This is a genomic window from Pseudomonas sp. FG13 (assembly GCF_057809755.1).
The window spans coordinates 22017-38909 of record NZ_JBMDKO010000052.1; the positions used below are offsets into that span (position 1 = coordinate 22017).

At 62.2% G+C, this 16893-nt stretch carries 9 protein-coding genes; 3 read left to right on the forward strand and 6 right to left on the reverse strand.

Features of this window, described 5'->3' with window-relative positions; genetic code table 11:
- Positions 1-168: 168 nt before the first annotated feature.
- From ACODTO_RS25825 to hemN, 3 genes are all read left to right on the forward strand, one after another.
- Entirely contained in the window at positions 169-612 is a 444-nt protein-coding gene (locus tag ACODTO_RS25825) for a CopD family copper resistance protein (protein ID WP_175385708.1), read from the forward strand.
- 94 nt (positions 613-706) lie between these two features.
- Entirely contained in the window at positions 707-2029 is a 1323-nt protein-coding gene (locus tag ACODTO_RS25830) for an oxygen-independent coproporphyrinogen III oxidase (protein ID WP_249776329.1), read from the forward strand.
- Positions 2026-3414: an oxygen-independent coproporphyrinogen III oxidase gene (gene hemN, locus ACODTO_RS25835; protein ID WP_175385709.1), complete on the forward strand. Its 1389-nt coding sequence runs from the start codon at positions 2026-2028 to the stop codon at positions 3412-3414. Before ACODTO_RS25830 ends, hemN begins: the two co-directional genes overlap by 4 nt.
- 176 nt (positions 3415-3590) lie before the next feature.
- On the opposite strand, the gene ACODTO_RS25840 is transcribed toward hemN, so the two are convergent.
- From ACODTO_RS25840 to ACODTO_RS25865, 6 genes are all read right to left on the reverse strand, one after another.
- Positions 3591-3797 (reverse strand): YodC family protein, encoded by a 207-nt coding sequence (locus ACODTO_RS25840; protein WP_139648458.1) that lies wholly within the window; start codon positions 3795-3797, stop codon positions 3591-3593.
- 6 nt (positions 3798-3803) lie between these two features.
- Positions 3804-5228, reverse strand: coding sequence for an AdeC/AdeK/OprM family multidrug efflux complex outer membrane factor (gene adeC, locus ACODTO_RS25845; protein ID WP_175385710.1), 1425 nt, complete (start codon positions 5226-5228; stop codon positions 3804-3806).
- Between the two features lie 84 nt (positions 5229-5312).
- On the reverse strand, positions 5313-6140 hold the full coding sequence (locus tag ACODTO_RS25850) for a helix-turn-helix transcriptional regulator (RefSeq protein WP_139648462.1): 828 nt from the start codon (positions 6138-6140) through the stop codon (positions 5313-5315).
- Between the two features lie 496 nt (positions 6141-6636).
- Positions 6637-7824 (reverse strand): FAD-dependent monooxygenase, encoded by a 1188-nt coding sequence (locus ACODTO_RS25855; RefSeq protein WP_175385711.1) that lies wholly within the window; start codon positions 7822-7824, stop codon positions 6637-6639.
- A gap of 92 nt (positions 7825-7916) precedes the next feature.
- Positions 7917-15182 carry an amino acid adenylation domain-containing protein gene (locus tag ACODTO_RS25860; RefSeq protein WP_489107267.1) on the reverse strand — a complete coding sequence of 2422 codons (7266 nt, stop codon included), beginning with the start codon at positions 15180-15182 and terminating at the stop codon, positions 7917-7919.
- 93 nt (positions 15183-15275) lie between these two features.
- Positions 15276-16538 (reverse strand): glycosyltransferase, encoded by a 1263-nt coding sequence (locus tag ACODTO_RS25865; RefSeq protein WP_489107268.1) that lies wholly within the window; start codon positions 16536-16538, stop codon positions 15276-15278.
- Positions 16539-16893: the final 355 nt, after the last annotated feature.

The following is a 16893-nucleotide window of genomic DNA, read 5'->3' on the forward strand; positions in this document are numbered from 1 at the left end:
GATGGATCAGTTGGTATCGATACTGAATGTGCCGCCGCCAATCGCGAGCAGGCTCGCTCCCACAGGGTGGGTGGTGGCTTGATAGGCGGTTCCTTGATTGGCATCAACCCTGGGATCCGGTCCACGGGGTAGCCTCGGACAAACCATCCAGCGCATCCGGAAGGCTCCATGATCTATCCGCTGTTCCTGACCCTGCATCTTTTCGCCGCCCTGGTGTTCATCGGCACGGTGTTCTTCGAGGTGCTGTTCCTGGAGAGCATCCGTCAGCAGTTGCCCGCCAAAGTCATGGTGTTGCTCGAACAGGGCATCAGCCGGCGTGCCCGCCAGTTGATGCCCTGGGTGCTGCTGGTGCTGTTCGGTGCGGGGGTTGGAATGGTCTGGTTGCGCTACTGGCCGTTGTTGATCTCGCCGTGGCAATCGTCGTTCGGTCTGTTGCTGGGGGTGAAGGTGCTGCTGGCGGGCAGTGTGCTGGGGCATTTTCTCTGGGCCATGTGGCTGTTCAGGCGCGGGCACATGAACGCACGCTACGTCCAAGTCATCCACACTCGGGTGTTCCTGCATCTGGTGGCGATCGTGCTGTTGGCCAAGGGCATGTTCTACGTCAGTTGGTAACAGGGTGGCATGGGTTCAAGGCGCTTGATACAGGTCAAGGTGGCTTGGGGGGTGAGGCCGGACAATATCCCCGCGCAGCCACTCGGAGATTGTCATGTTCGACCTGCTACATAAATTCCACGGAGGCGTCGGCTCCCTCGATCTGCTCCGAGGGTTGCGCCACAGCCGCCAGAAACGGAGACCCCTATCGTTGTCGGTGCACCTGCCGTCGCGCCTGAGGCTGGCGTCGTGTTCACCCCTTGCCAGCGTTTGCCAGTGCGCCGGGATCGATGTCTATCTGCAATCGCTGATGTACGAGATGGGCCTGGTCGGCTGTCACCTGGGGACGGGCCGGCGGGTCGATCAGTTCTGGCTGACCGGCGGCACGCCGGTGATCGTTCATCTACAGCGGCTGATGGGGGAATTGCGCAAGCGCTTCGACTTTTCCGAGAGCGGCGACCGGGGCATCGAGCTGGACCTGCATCACACCGATTGGTCGACCATGGGCCTGATCCGCGACCAGGGCTTCACCCACGTCAGCATCGGTGTCCCCGACATGGGCGCCGACCGCGACCTGTCGGTGGATTGCTACCAGAATCCGGCACCGATCCATTCATTGATCGACGCGGCGCGGACTTTCGGCTTTCGCTCCATCAGTATTGACCTCGGTTATGGTCACGCCTGGCAGACACCCCACAGCTTCGCATTGAAGCTGGCCACTTTGATCGAACTGGAGCCGGACCGGCTGCACGTGTTCGATTACGCTCGGGCGCCTTATCGCTACCGTTTGACGGACGCCACCATGGCCGGCAGTTTTTGCAGCCAGGCGGACAAGGAGGCCATGCGCCGGATCAGCTGCGAACAGCTGATCGGAGCGGGGTATCACTACATTGGGAAAGGACTGTTTGTCCGGGCCGACGATGACCTGGCGGTCGCCCAGGAGCATGGGCGCTTGCACCATGACTGCCAGGGTTTTACCCGGCATGGTTGCTGTGATCATGTGGGGTTCGGGCTGGCGGCCATCACCCAGATCGACGACCTGTACGTGCAGAACACCGAGGATTTGTTGCTGTACCGCCAGCAACTGGGGGCCGGGCAACTGCCGGTCTGTCGCGGTTGGCGTTGTGAGGCCGGGGCTCAGGTCAGGGCGGCGGTAACCGAACAGCTTTCCTGTGACCTGGAACTGGACATCCCCGCCATCGAGGCCCGTTTCGGACTGGTTTTTCGCGACCATTTCGCGTCGATCTGGTCGCAGCTGGAAGCCTTGAATGTCGATGGATTGATCGAGTTGTCGAGCCGCTTCATCGGCATCCTGCCGGCCGGTCGATTGAGCGTGGACGCGATTTGCAGTCTGTTCGACCCGTGCCCTGACGATGCACTTGCCATGCCCTTCGAACCGATACCGACCAAGCCTTTTGAAAGGTTGAATCCATCATGAATGCCCCATCCACGTTCAATCGTGCCCTGGTCGAGAAGTACGATTGCCCGGGACCTCGCTACACCTCCTATCCCACGGCGCCGCAGTTCCACCAGGCATTTGCCATGGATGAATACCGCGAGGCTGTCCGGCGTAGCAACCAGGCCTTGGTGCCCAAGCCGTTGTCGGTGTACATCCACGTCCCGTTCTGCCAGAGCCTGTGCTACTACTGCGCGTGCAACAAGATCATCACCCGCAAGACCCATCGCGCCGCCGAATACCTGACCTACCTCAAGCGTGAAATCGCCCTGCAAGCGAGCTTGTTCGATCGCACGCGCAAGCTGACCCAACTGCATCTGGGGGGCGGCACGCCGACCTATCTGACCCACGAACAACTGGCCGAGCTGATGGCCTGCCTGCACCAGTCGTTCGACATGGACGATAGCGACGCCCATGAGTTTTCCATCGAGGTCGATCCGCGGACCATCGCTGCCGAGCAGGTCAAGGGGCTGCGTCAGTTGGGCTTCAACCGCCTGAGTTTCGGCATTCAGGATTTCGATGCCCAGGTGCAAGCCGCCGTCAATCGGGTACAAAGCGAGGCCCAGGTCGCGGCATTGGTGGCGGCGGCCCGGGAGGCGCGCTTCAAGTCGGTCAGCGTCGATCTGATCTATGGTCTGCCGTTGCAGACCCTCGCCAGTTTCGATACTACCCTGGACAAGATCATTGCCCTGCGCCCCGACCGGATTGCGGCCTACAGCTACGCGCACCTGCCGCAGCGGGTGAGGGCGCAGCGGATGATCCGCCCTGAAGACATGCCCCCGCCAGAGCGCAAACTGGAGCTGCTCGAACTGACCATCAATCGGCTGAGCGAGGCGGGTTATGTCTACATCGGCATGGACCACTTTGCGCTGCCGGACGATGAGCTGGTGCGTGCCCGTGGGCAGGGTACCCTGCAGCGCAATTTCCAGGGCTACTCCACCCACGCGGACTGCGACCTGATCGGCCTGGGCGTGTCCTCGATCGGCAAGGTCGGCGACAGCTATAACCAGAACGTCAAGGAGCTGTCCCAGTATTACGCCCGCCTGGACCAGGGCCTGCTGCCGGTGCAGCGCGGCTATCGCCTGAGCGATGACGACCGCTTGCGGCGTGAAGTCATCAGCGAATTGATGTGTCATGGGCGCGTGGATGTCAGCCGGATCGAGACTGGCCACGGCATTTGCTTCAGCGAATACTTCGCCGGCGCGTTGTCTCGGCTCCAGGAACAGGTGCGTGACGGATTGCTGCAAATCCACCCCGACGCGCTGGTACTGCTGCCCCAGGGACAACTGATGATGCGTAGCGTTGCCATGGCCTTCGACGCCTACCTGGAAGCAGCCCCGACGGTCCAGTATTCGCGAACGGTGTAAGGCCGTGATGAAGCGCTACGATGTTGGCTGTGCCGCCGTCATTGCGAGCAGGCTCGCTCCCACATTATCAGGGGCGCTTTCGGCATTTGCGTCCGGCGCCAATCCCCTGTGGGAGCGAGCCTGCTCGCGATGGCGATAGGTCAGCTTGCGTGGGTGTTGAAGGTGCCCGAGCCAGGTCAGGTTCTTTCACCGTCGGGTGTCGCAGACGCCGGGATCAGGTCGCGCACGGCATAGAAACCCTGCACCAGCCGATTCTTGGCCCGGTACTCGCAAAGTAGCAGCAGGGTGTCGGGCAACTGGGCGATCGATGAGGCAGGCTTGACCACCATGGTCTTGCCTCCCGAGCGTAAACGGACAAGTGTTCCAGGTTCGAATGTGCCCATCTTCGTTCACCTCACAGTCATGGTGTTTGTGCGTTCGACCCAACCCCCACCCAGCGCCTTGTACAGGTTGACCTCGGCGAGCAGCTGCGACAGTCGATCGACGATAAGGGTCTGCCGGGCGCTGAACAGTGAGCGTTGTGCATCAAGGAACGTCAGGCTGCTGTCGACGCCGATGCGATAGCGACGCTCCGCCAGCCTGTAGTAATCCTGGTTGGCCTGTACCAGATCGGTCTGCGCGACCAGCTGTTCCTTGTAGGTCTTGCGCGCCGCCAGGCCGTCGGAGACTTCCCGGAAAGCCGTCTGGATCGACTTCTCGTACTGGGAGACGCGGATATCCTTCTGGATTTTCGAATAGTTCAGGCTCGCCCGAAGGCTGCCGGCATTGAAAATCGGCAGGTTGATCTGGGGCTGGAACAGCCAACTGCCCGACCCGCTCTTGAACAGCCCGGACAACTCATTGCTCGAGGTGCCGGCGTTGGCGGTCAGGCTGATGCTCGGGAAGAAGGCAGCACGGGCCGCGCCGATATTGGCGTTGGCCGCTTGCAGCAGGTACTCGGCCTCAAGCACATCCGGACGGCGTTGCAACAGGTCCGACGGCAAGCCGGCCGGTACCTCGCTCAGCAGCTCGGAGGACAGGGGGCGGGCGGGCAGGTCGTCCGCGACCGAAGTGCCGACCAGCAAGGTGAGATTGTTGAAGTCCTGGGCAACCTGGCGCTGGAACTGGGCCAGGCGGGCCCTGGCATCTTCCACCGAGGTACGAGACTGGCTGAGGGCCAGGGCCGAGGCGGTGCCCACCTGATTGCTTCGTTCTGTCAGGCGCAGGCTTTGTTCATAGGACTGCAGCGTGTCCTGGGTCAGTGCCAGTAATTCCTGGTCGGCACGCCAGGTCAGGTAGGCACTGGCGACACTGCCCACCAGGCTCAGTTGGGTGCTGCGGCGAGCTTCTTCGCTGGACAGATAGATGAGGGACGCCTGGTCGCTGAGGCTGCGTATGCGTCCGAACAGATCCAGCTCATAAGCGCTGATGCCCAGCGTGGTGGAATATGAGCTGCTGATCCCCGGTTTGCCGGTTCCCGTCAGGCTGCCCGGCAGCCGCTGGCGCGAGCCGGTGCCGTTGGCACTGATCGCCGGGAAGATGTCCGCGCGCTGGATCCGGTATTGCGCCTGGTAGGCCTCGACGTTCAGGGCCGCCACGCGCAAGTCGCGGTTGTTGATCAACGCGCTTTCGATGACTTGCTGCAGCGCCGGATCATGGAACAGGTCCCGCCAGCCCTGATCGGCCGCGGCAGGTCCCGACAGGGCCGGGGCATAGGCGGACGTCTGGGGATATTGCGCGGCGACGGGGGCATCGGGGCGCTGGTAGTCCGGGATCAGCGAACAACCGCCGAGCAGGAGTGTCGCGGCCGTCAAAGGGCTCAGAAGTTTACGCATCGACCTGTCTCATCGTGATGCCTGCCAGGCCCCGGTGGCACGGGCAGGGGTTCGGTTAGATCCGTGCGCGCCGGTGCCTGCGCATCAGGATCCGATCATCCATTTCGCCAGCCCATGCCGTCCGCTGACGCCAAGTTTGGCGGCGGCGCGTTTGAGGTAGGTTTCGATGGAGCTGTTTTTGACCTGCAGCTTTTCCGCTATCTCCGGGACGGTGCCGCCTGCCAGGAGTCCCAGGCAGACCTCTTTTTCCCGCACCGACAGGGTCACGTCACAAGGGCTCAATCGTTCATCGAAATCCCGTTGCAGCTGTGTCTGGTCAGCGATGTTCAGTGGATGAGAGGTGGCGCTGCCCGGGCTCCTGAGAGACGATTGCCGATTGAGGTGGGCATGACGCTCCCCCAGCGGCAACAGTGTCTCGGAGAGGTATTTCAAAAAGGACAGTTCCTGCAGGGAAAAGTCGCGCTGTGCCTGGGGCCGGTGCAACGAGATCACGCAGCGACGATTGCCCTTGCGCGAAATCAGGCTGCATTGATGGGAAGTACCCAGGCAGTTGTTGTCTCTTTCGTTCTTCATCCGTGCGCCCAGGTGGATCAGCAGGGCGTCGTCCACTTCCAGGACCCGTTTCACCAGGGGGTGGTCGTTGCGCTGTATTGCAGTGGTAGGGCAGACGGATTGCATCTGCGGGCTTTTCGGCTGGCCTGCATCCCCGAGCAACTGCACATCGAGGACCGTTGCCTGGGCATCGTCAATTGTCCACTCACTCAGTTCGAGTCGACTGACAGGCACCGATGTTTCGATCAGTTGGTGCATGTTGGTCAAGAAACTCTCGTGTCCGACACTTGAAATCAGCTTCCCTAGCTCCGCGTAGATGTGCGTGTTTTGCGCACCTCCAAAAACCGCATGTCGATTCATATGCTTATCCTGCATATCGAAACTGCTTTGCATCTCAGTGACCGTCGACGGAGAAAAATCCGATCGCTTCCTAAAATGCTGAAGCCTTTTCTGGATTTAAGACCTGAGGATCAAAATCACCTGTGAATCCATTCACATGAAAAACGATTCAGCCGGTGGGACTATTAAGCATTCTCATGTAGGAAAAGTCTGTAAGGGAAAACAGGGACAGTCCGACGGTCCTGTTTTAGCTGACGATTCCTGGCAAAAACCTCTCCCTTTGCAAAATGCCTGGTCAGTACGGTTAGCCAGCCTGATTGGCTGATTTTAAAATTCACCCCTAAAAACATAAGGTTATAGAGGCGGGTGGGCCGTTGGCTGCTTCCTGTGCCTGGTTTTCGACGCCTCGATAGCGCTTTTTTTCTAGGGGTAAACGCCCAGAATTAAAGTTCCAAATCTGTAGGACGCCTCCTATTTTTGAATTTTTTTTCATTTTTTGTCTATGCGTGAGTCGATTTCAGTCATTGACGTAGGCTGCAACCGGTTGTAGGTCGGGTTTGAACGACAGGATGTCGAGGTTCTTTTTGCGCCAGCTGCTCTGTGGTGTCAGGCGGAAGTACCATTCCCGGGCCCAGCAGGCGAATGTCGATTCGGCCTGTTCGATACCGCTCATGAAACGTGCGGCATTGACGATGCCGTTGGCCCGGGGGAGTCGGTACGCCTGGTAATGTGCCAGCGCGCTGCCAAGGTCCGGCGCCTGCGCCAGGCAATCGGCAAGCACCACGGCATCCTCAATGGCCTGTGCCGCACCCTGGCCCAGGCTGGGCAGCATCGGATGAGCGGCATCGCCCAGCAGCACTACGTGCCCATCGCGACATTGCTTCACGGGATGACGATCCCGGGCGTGCATTTTCAGCAGGGCACTCTCGGGCGTGGCCTCGATGGCGGCAACGACCTCCGGTGCCCAGCCGGCATAGGCGGCGAGCACTTCCTGTTTATTGACGTTCAAGGCGTCGTCAGCCGCATTGGCACGGTTGCAGGTGCCCCACCAGTACGCATGGCCATCCCCTACGTCACACAGCCCGAACCGCTTGCCGCGACCCCAGTAATGGGCCACATAGCCCTCGGTCATCACCGGATGGCGCAACGGCGTTACCGCGAGCCAGGCGATATAGCCCGAGGGGCGTGTAGGTGTCTCGCCGAGCATCTGCCGGCGGATGACCGAATTCAGGCCATCGGCGCCGATCAGCAGGTCGGCTTCCTGGGTGGCGCCATTTTCGAACTGCACCGCCACGCCATCCGGGCGATGGCTGTAGCCCACGCAACGCAACCCGGTGGTCAGGCTGTCGGGGGCGAGCTGCTGGGCCAGGGCGCGCAGCAGCAGCGGGCGTTGGATGTTCACATTGGGATGGCCCAGTTGCTCGCCGACTTCGTGGATCGGCATGCGGGTGATGGGCTCGCCGTTGTGCTTCTTGAAGAAAAACTGGCGGATCGCCTGGCCTGCCTGTTCCACCGGAACGTGGGCGTCGATCGAGTGCAGCGCCGCCATGGCATTGGCCATGATGGACAGACCGGTGCCACCGGTGCGCAGCGTCTGGGCCGCTTCGAAGACCTTGACCTGCCAGCCCGCTCGTTGCAGGGCGATGGCTGCGGTCAGTCCGCCGATACCGGCGCCTGCCACGATGGCTTTCCTGGGTGTTGTCATGTTGGTTTCACCTGTTCCGTGGTGCTATTCACTTGAGATTTGTATGAATCATTGTGGCGAGGGGATAAATCCCCTCGCCACAGATTCAACTGCTAGGCCAACGCCGCCAGGGCACCGGCATGTGCAGCCCGGGCCGCGTCCATTCGTGAGCGGATGATGTCGCCCACCCGCTCGATGTGCGGCTCGCGCATCATGGTCAGGTGGTCGCCTTCCACGGCCACCCGCTGCACTTGGGGCGCAATCGTCCGCCAGCCGCGATACGGGTCGTGAAAGGCAGTGCCCACCTGCTCATGGGGCGCCTGCAGCACGTCGGGCAGTTCGACATCCGCGGCGAACAACGTGATCGGCAGGTCCATCGGCGGGAAGCGGTAGTCCAGCAGCGACTGCCAGTTGGCATGGAAGACCTGGAACAATTGCGTCAAGGCGGTCCGGGTGATGTTGTTGTCGAAAATGCCTTGCTCGATACCATGCTGCTTGATCGCATCGAAGGCGTCCGCGTCAGTCATGGAAGAGAAGTCCAGGGCCTGGTAGTCGTATTCCTTCTGGCCGTCGCCGCTGAGCAATTCCCACATGAACCAGTTCATGAACTCGCTGCGTTCTATTCGGACCTCGCCCTGCTTGACGCGCACGATGGTGTCCAGCAGGAACACGTTGTGCAGGCGCCGTCCGCGCCGCCGCAACTCGCTCGCCAGCTCATAGGCCACGATGCCGCCGTAGGACCAGCCGCCGATGTTCAGCGGGCCTTGGGGGGCGACCTGTTCAATGGCGTCCGCGTAGCACACGGCCTGGGCCTGCACCGATTGCAGCGGCTCACGGGCATCCCAGGTCCCTGGCGCTTGCAGCGCATAGAGATGAACCTGATCCTTGAGCGTCCGGGCGAGGGCGGCGTAACACAGCACATGCCCACCGATGGGGTGGACCAGGAACAGCGTCGGCGCCCGGCTGGCATTCTTGAAATCCACCAGCGCGCCGGTGTCGGAGGGCGCGGCGTCGGTCCGCTGCAGGACCTGGGCGAATTCGGCAATGGTCGGAGCCTGGATGAAGTCGGACAGTGACGGTTCCAGGCCCTGGTGCCGGGTCAGCATGGCAACCAGTTGCACGGCCTTGAGCGAATTGCCGCCGAGCTCGAAGAAGTTGTCGTGCACGCTGATGTCTTCCAGGCCCAGGGCTTCTTGCCAGTAGGCTTGCAACAGGTCTTCCGTGGCGTTCCTGGGTGCGGTGAACGGGCGTAGCAGGGTGGTTTGCACCTCGACCTTCTGCAGTTGTCGGCGGTCGATCTTGCCGGTGGGGCCAAGGGGGATCCGCGCGATGCCGACCAGGGTGTTCGGCACCATGTAGTCGGGCAGCGCCAGGCGCATCTCGGCCTTGAGTTGATCCAGGTCCGGCTCGCGCCCCGGCATGGCCTGGACGAAGCCCACCAGATAACGACTGCCGTCCGCTGCCGCCTTGTCGATGACCGCCACCTGCTGGATGTCGGCACCGAACCGGCTGGAGCCGAGCATGGCCACCTCGATTTCCCCCAGTTCGACGCGATACCCGCGGATCTTCACCTGCGCGTCGCTGCGGCCCTGATAGACGAGGTCACCCGAAGGCAGGTAGAACCCGATGTCGCCGGTTTCATAAAGACGCCGGGTCTTGCCGTCCAACTGGCGATAGATGAAGCGCTCGTCAGTCAGGTCAGGTCGATTCCAGTAGCCGTTCGCAAGGCAGATGCCTTCGATGAACAAGTCTCCCGTGACCCCGACCGGGCAGGCGTTGCCCGTGGCATCCAGGACATGCATGCGAACCCCGTCGATGGCGGTGCCAATTGGCGGCATGCTCGGCCAGGACGCTGCGGCGCCTTCCAGCTTGAGGCAAGTGACCACATGGGCTTCCGTCGGGCCGTAGTGATTTTCCACTCGGCAATCGTCGAGACTGTCCAGCAGGTTGCGGATTTCGGCGGTGATTTTCAGCTGCTCGCCGGCCACGCTGATCTGGCGCAGCGAGGCGGGGCGGAGATCGAGTTGCTGGGCAACTTCCGCCAACCCCTGGAAGGCGACGTAGGGCAGGAACAGCCGATTGATATCTTGCAGCTGGACAAATTTCAGCAGCCGGATGAAGTCATAGCGCAGCCCTTCGTCGATCATGACCAGCTCTGCACCGCCGCACAGGGTGGAGAAAATCTCCTGGAACGATACGTCGAACGAAATGGGCGAGTACTGCAGTGTCTTCAACGGTATGCCGGCGTCCTGCTGGCGGTTCTGCCAGAGCACCAGGTTGGTCAGCGCACGGTGCGGCATGGCCACGCCCTTGGGGCGTCCCGTCGAGCCCGAGGTATAGAGCAGGTAGGCGTTATCTTCGCCTGCAATGCCGGCGGCAATCTGGGCCACCAGCTCATGACTGCGGGCCAGGTCGTCATCGAATCCGGCGGCCACGTCGTTCCAATGACGCTTGACCGTCTGGCCTGCCAGGGTGGTCGCCAGGGTGGCCGACGCATCGGCAAACAGCAGCAGGCTCGGTTGGGAATCTTCGAGAATCAGCCGGATACGTTCATGGGGGTAGCTCAGGTCAATCGGCACATACGCCGCGCCCGCCTGCACCACGCCGAGCAGGGCAACGATCAGCTCGGGCGAGCGGGGCATCATGATCGCCACCCGATCGCCTTGTCCGATGCCGTGTCGGTGCAACCAACTCACCAGTTGCGCGCAGGTGTCGCTCAGTTGGCGATAGGACAGGTGGGTCTGCTCGAAGCTCACAGCGATTCGTTCGTCGTGGCCCGCCAGGCGGTCCAGCAACAAGGACGACAGATTGTCATGGGGCATTGCCGTGACGGCCGTCGGCATGGCTTGGACGGGGTTGGGCAGCCAGGCCGGTATGCTTGGCGCGGAACCGGGCCCGGCAATCATCAGCTCCAGGGTGCGCAGCAGGTAGTCGGCATAGGCCTCGACCTGGCTGGTGGCGACCCGCGCCGTGCAGTAGTCCATTTTCAGGATCAGCGAGCCGTTGGCGGGATGGCGACCGATGGTGGTCAGCAGGTCATAGTTGCTGGCTTCGGTGGTGTCCCATTCGGTGAGGATTTCCTCGTCCTGCGTCAGCATGTCCTTGAGCACATAGAAGTCGACGTAGTTGAACACCACGTTCAGGGCCACGGCGGTTTCGCGATGGATCAGTGCGAAGGGATAGCGCCGATGGGCGAACACCTGCTGCTCCTGGGCGATCAGCGCGCGGATCACCTCGAGCCAATTGCCGCCCTGGGTGTCGAAACGGATGGGCAGGGTATTGAGGAACAGGCCCAGCACCGAGGCCGCATCTTCGAATTCCGGACGACCGTGGCTGATGACGCCACACAGCACTTCCGTCTGGTTGGACAGAATGGCTTGGGCGAAACCGTGGGCTGCCAGCAGGACCGCGCGCAACGGCAGGTCCTGGACGCGGCAGAACGCCTCGAGCCGCGCCAGGTCCGCCGGGGGCAGTTCCCGCCAGGCCGAGCGGTGCTGAACCGGGTCGGGGGCGACCACGGAGACCCAACTGGTCATGGAGGCGGCCGGTGCATCGCGCAGGTATTCGCTCCAGAAGTGGCGGTGGACGTCGGACGCCATGGCTTCCCGCTCCAGGACGGCGAAGTCGGCGGGTGTCGTGGTCAGGGCGGGCAATACGTCCGTGCCGGGTTCCGAGGTGTATAGCGTGATCAGGTCACGCATGAGGGTAGCGACGCTCCAGCCATCGAGAATCGCATGATGGAAACTCAACACCAGGTCGATTTCCTGGGCCGCGACAAACACGCAGAACTGATACAGCGGCGCCCGTTGCCAGTCTTCGCGGTAGCGCTTGCGCTCCTCTACATAGGCAGCAATCGCCTGGGCCCGGGCTTCAGGGCTCAGTGACACGGCGTCGATGACTTGCACCGGCGGTTCGACGCTTGAATGAATCCGGGCCATCGGGGTTTCGGCATGGCCGATGTCGAACGACATGCGCAATGCCGGGTGACGGCGGATCAACGCGCGGCAGGCCCGGTCCCAGGCGAGCGGATCCCAGCGCAGGCGCAGGCGGTAGCGGAAGATGTCGTGATAGATCGCCGAATCCGGGTGCATCATCGAGTGGTAGATCATCCCGACCTGCAGTTGCGAGGCGGCAAAAACATCCTCGAACTCACCTTCATTGGCCAGGCGGATCGCCTCCGGCACCTGGGCGAACGGGGCGACATGGGCCGAGGGCGCCAGGTCCGCCGGCGCGACGGCCTGCGCCTGCAGGCTCTGGGCCAGTTCGGCGATGGTCGGGTGCTGATAGACCTGTGCCAGCGTCAGGGCGATCCCATGTTCACGGGCCTTGATCTGCAAGTGGATGACTTTCAGGGAGTCGCCACCGAGCATGAAGTAATTGTCGTGGACACCGGGCACGGGGCGTTGCAGATTGTCCGCCCAGAGTTCGGCCAATGCCTGTTCCAGGGCGTTGCGCGGCGCGGTCGCGTCGGTGCTGCCGAAGGATTGTGCGGGTTCCGGCAAGGCCTTGCGGTCGAGCTTGCCGTTGGCGTTCAAGGGCAATTGTTCGAGCTGGATCAGGTGCCGGGGCACCATGTAGTCGGGCACGTGCTGGCGCAAGGTTGCACTCAGGGCCTGGGGTGACAGCACGCAGCCGGGCTCGCCCACCAGGTAGGCGCTGAGGCAGGCATCGCCTTCGGTTTCCTGGCGTGCAATGACCACGACTTCCTTGACGCCTGCACAAGCCGCCAGGTGCGCTTCGATCTCACCGAGTTCAATACGCAGGCCTCGGATCTTCACCTGGAAATCGTTGCGGCCCAGGTATTCGATGCTGCCGTCGGGCAGCCAGCGACCCAGGTCGCCGGTTTTGTACAGGCGCGCCTGCGGGTCGGCCTGGAACGGGTCGCGGATGAACCGTTCGGCGGTCAGTTGCTCACGGTTCAAGTAACCCCGTGCGACCCCTATACCGCCGATGTGAAGCTCACCAGCGATGCCCGGCGGCAACAGTTGCAGGTTGGCGTCGAGGATGTACATCTGGGTATTGGCGATCGGCCGGCCGATGGGAACGATGCCCGGGTGCACATCCGGTCGGCAATGCCAGGCCGTCACGTCGATGGCCGCCTCGGTGGGGCCATACAGGTTGTGCAACTGCACCCCTGGCAGGCGTTCGAAGAAACGCGTCTGCAACGCATAGGGCAAGGCTTCGCCACTGCACAGGACTTTTCTCAGGTTTGGCAACGGTTGCGCCGTGACCTGATCGAGGAACACTTGCAACATCGATGGCACGAAGTGCAGCAGGGTGATGCCGGCACTCGCCATGATGTCCAGCAGGTAGCGAGGGTCCTGATGCCCGCCGGGAGCGGCGACCACCAGTTGCGCACCACTGAGCAGCGGCAGGAAAAACTCCCAGACGGACACGTCGAAACTGAACGGGGTTTTTTGCAGGACACGGCTGTGTTCATCGACCTGATAAGCGTCGCGGGCCCAGAGCAATCGGTTCACCACCCCGTCATGCTGGTTCATGACGCCTTTGGGCAGGCCGGTGGAGCCGGAGGTGTAGATCACGTAGGCCAGGTGCCGCGGGGTCAATCCCAGGGCGACGGGGTCCGGGTTGTGCTGTGGTTGGCGGGACAGTTGCTCGAGATCGCTGTCCAGGCAGAGCACTGGCATCGTCACGGCGGGCAGGTTCGTGAGCAACGCGCGCGTGGTTATCAGGGTGCTGGGGGCACTGTCGCTCAACATGTGGCGCAAGCGGTCGGCAGGATAGCCCGGGTCCAGGGGCACGTAGGCGCCGCCCGCCTTGAGAATGCCCAACAGGCCCACCACCATTTCCAGGCTGCGCTCCAGGCAGATGGCGACCCGTGCGTCGGGGCCGATACCGGTTTCGAGCAGGGCGTGTGCCACCTGATTGGCCCGTCGGTTCAGTTCGTCGTAGGTCAGCGTCCGGTCTTCGAAACGTACCGCTGTGGCTTCGGGGCGCGCGGCTACCTGGGTTTCGATCAGTTGATGAAGCAGTACGTCCCTGGGGTAGTCGACAGGGGTGTGGTTCCATTCATTCACCACCCGGTAGCGCTCAACGGGAGGCATGATGTCGAGGGCCTTGACCGGCACGTCGAAATCATCGACCACACCGTGCAGTGCGGTCATGAAGCGCTGTTGCAAGGCCTCGATCTGCGCCGCGTCGAACCAGGCCTCGTTGTAGATGAAATGCATCCATACGTCGTCGTCCGGCGCGGCTTCGCGAATGTGCATCGCCAGGGGCATCTGTTCGTAGCCATTGCTGAGCTTGACCGGTTGGGCGGGTGCGGAGCCGTACCAGGTGTCCTGGTCTTGCTCGTAGGACACCACCAGGTCGAACAATTGCCGGCGGCCCACGTTCTGCAGGCCCAGCTCACGGTTCAGTTCGCTCAACGGATAACGTTGATGGCGATAGTCCTGCTTGAGTGTCAACGCGATCCTGGCCACCAGCTCACTGAAACTCAGTTCGGTGCCCAGGCTGAGGCGTACCGGGCTCATGCCGACGAACAGGCCGAGGGTGGCCTTGTGTGTGGCGTTGGCACGGTTGAGGACCGGCATGCCGATCACGATTTCATCCCGTTGCGCAATGCGCGCGAAGTAGCTGTAGAGCAGCCCCAGCATGGCATGGAAAACCGTCGCCTGTCCGCAGGCCTTGGCCCGTTCGCCAAGACGATTGTAGAGCGCACGGGGCAAGCGCCAGGCGTGGTTCTGGCTGGGGGCCAGGCGTTGCTCGAATCGACCCGGGTGGCGGGGCGCGAGCAGGGGTTCGGGCACACTGCGGTATTTGTCCAGCCAGTACTGGCGCTGACGCTGGAAGGCAGGTGAGTCCTTGTGGTTCTTCTGTTGCTCGACATACGCCTGGTAGGTCGGCGCCGGCATGGGCGTTTCCGCTGGGTCCAGTGCGGCGGTATACGCTTCGCTGATCGCCCGGCCAATCATGGCGAAGGACCAGCCGTCGATGACCAGGTGGTGGCCGTTGACGAAAAAGTAATGGAGGTCGTCGCGAACCTTGATCAGGTCCGTGCGAAACAGCAATCCGCTGTCAAAGGAAAATGGCGTTTGCAGGTTGACTTGCAGCAGGGCCAGGGCGCTGGCCTGCGGATCGGCTTCTGCCGAAACATCGTGCAACGTCAGCGGTGCGCTGGCCGATTCCAGGAAGCGCTGGCGCGGCAGGGGATGCTCCGCCGAGCCCGGCACCAGTTGAATGCGCAAGGCGTCGTGGCGGCTGACCACGTGGTCGATGGCCTGTTTCAACCTTGCGGCATCGACCGGGCCGTTGATGCAGGCATACCCGCCTATGTTGTACAGCGGGCTGTCGCCGTGCAGCACTTGATCCAGCCAGATGTCCAGCTGCGGGGCGGTAAGCGGGTAGAGTACGTCCATGTTCGTCGTCCTTTTCAAAGCCAGACAGAAAAACGGCTGGCGTTCTTCTGTCGGTGGCTGTTTCATCCATGATTGCGCTGGGCGATGTCGGCCTTAGGCTGCGCGTGACCTGGCAGTCCGGGCGAGCGCCTCGATCTGCAGGGCTGCCGCTTCACTGGCGCTGTCACCGCTCGGAATCAGTGTGCGATAGCGGTCGCAACTGGCGCGTACTTCCTGGCTGTTCAAGACCTTTTCCAGCGCCGCGGCCAGCGACTCGGCGGAGGCAGGCGGGAAGACCCGCAAGCCACAGCCCAGGCGCTCCATTCGTGCAGCGTTGTCGAACTGGTCGTGAGCGAATGGCGTGGCGATCTGCGGCACGCCGGCGGCCATGGCCAGGGCCGTGGTCCCGACACCTCCGTGATGCACCAGCGCTGCGCTGTGGGGCAGGATGCGACTCATCGGCACGTAGCGCCGTACCAGGATCCTGCCTTCGCTGGACACTGAAGGATCCACCGGCTGGCTGGTCAGGAACACGCCGCGACGGTTGATCAATTTCAGTGCCTGAACCGCTGCGGTGAAATATTGCTCGCCATTGACCATGGTCGAACCCGGGGTAAACACCACCGGTGAAGCCTCGTTCAGAAAGTCTTCCAGTTCGGCGTCGAGCGGCTGGAGTCCGGACTCATCGAACAACGGGAAGCCGGTCAGGACGGTCTGGGCAGGCCAGTCGTGTTGCACGGGGGCGAACCACTCCGGAAACAGCCCCAGCACCCGATCAGGCGAGGAAATCCATTGGCTGATAATGCGTTTGGTCGGCGCGAGCCCCAGCTCCTGGCGGAAGCTGTTGAGTTCCGGGGCCATGACCCGGTCGAGAAATGCCCGTTCGATCACCCCCAGCAGCAGCCGTTTCACGGGATAGGGCACGAATGTCGGCAGGTTGGTGCCTGGTGGATGGGTCGAGGGCGCGGCGGCCGACCAGAAACCGAACGGCGACACCTGCGCGGTGACCAGCGGGATACCGAGTTTTTCCTGCAGCAGACGCGCGGAGAATGCCCACAAGGACCCCAGCATGACCGTTTCGTCGTCACAGGCCTGTTCCAGCAGCCGGTACTGTTCGCGCAGGGTGCTGGCGATGGTTTTCCAGAGGGTAGGCAGTGACGTGCGCGGATGCCACAGCGCCGGGTCAGCCATGACCTCGTCATATTCCTCACGGGTACCCAATGGCAAGAAGGTGAAACCACAGCGCTCGATCAACGGCGCGAACGCCGCGCTGGCGCAAAACGTGACCCGGTGCCCGCGTGCCACGAGCGTACGCCCGATGCCGACAAATGGATGAACGTCACCGGCTGAGCCGACGGCCGTAATGATCACATGCATAAGGTTCCCTCCAAAGTGATCTTGCGGTTATAGGCCACCCTGATCAGCAGCGATCAGAGACTGTCCGTGGACTCCGTCCACTAAAACGGTTCAGCCTGTCGGGGGGCATTAAGCATTGGCGGGGAGCAAAAGTCTGTGGCGGAAAATGGGGACACTCGACGGTTGGTAGGCGTACAGCCGCGATCCAGTGCGGGAGCGAGCTTGCTCGCGATAGCGGAGTGTCTGTTATGCAGATGTTGAATGTGCCGCCGTCTTCGCGGGCAAGCCCGGCTCCCACAGGGGCTGGTGGTGTATGCAAAAGCTGCGTACACCTCAAGTCCAATGTGGGAGCGAGCCTGCTCGCGATAGCGGAGTG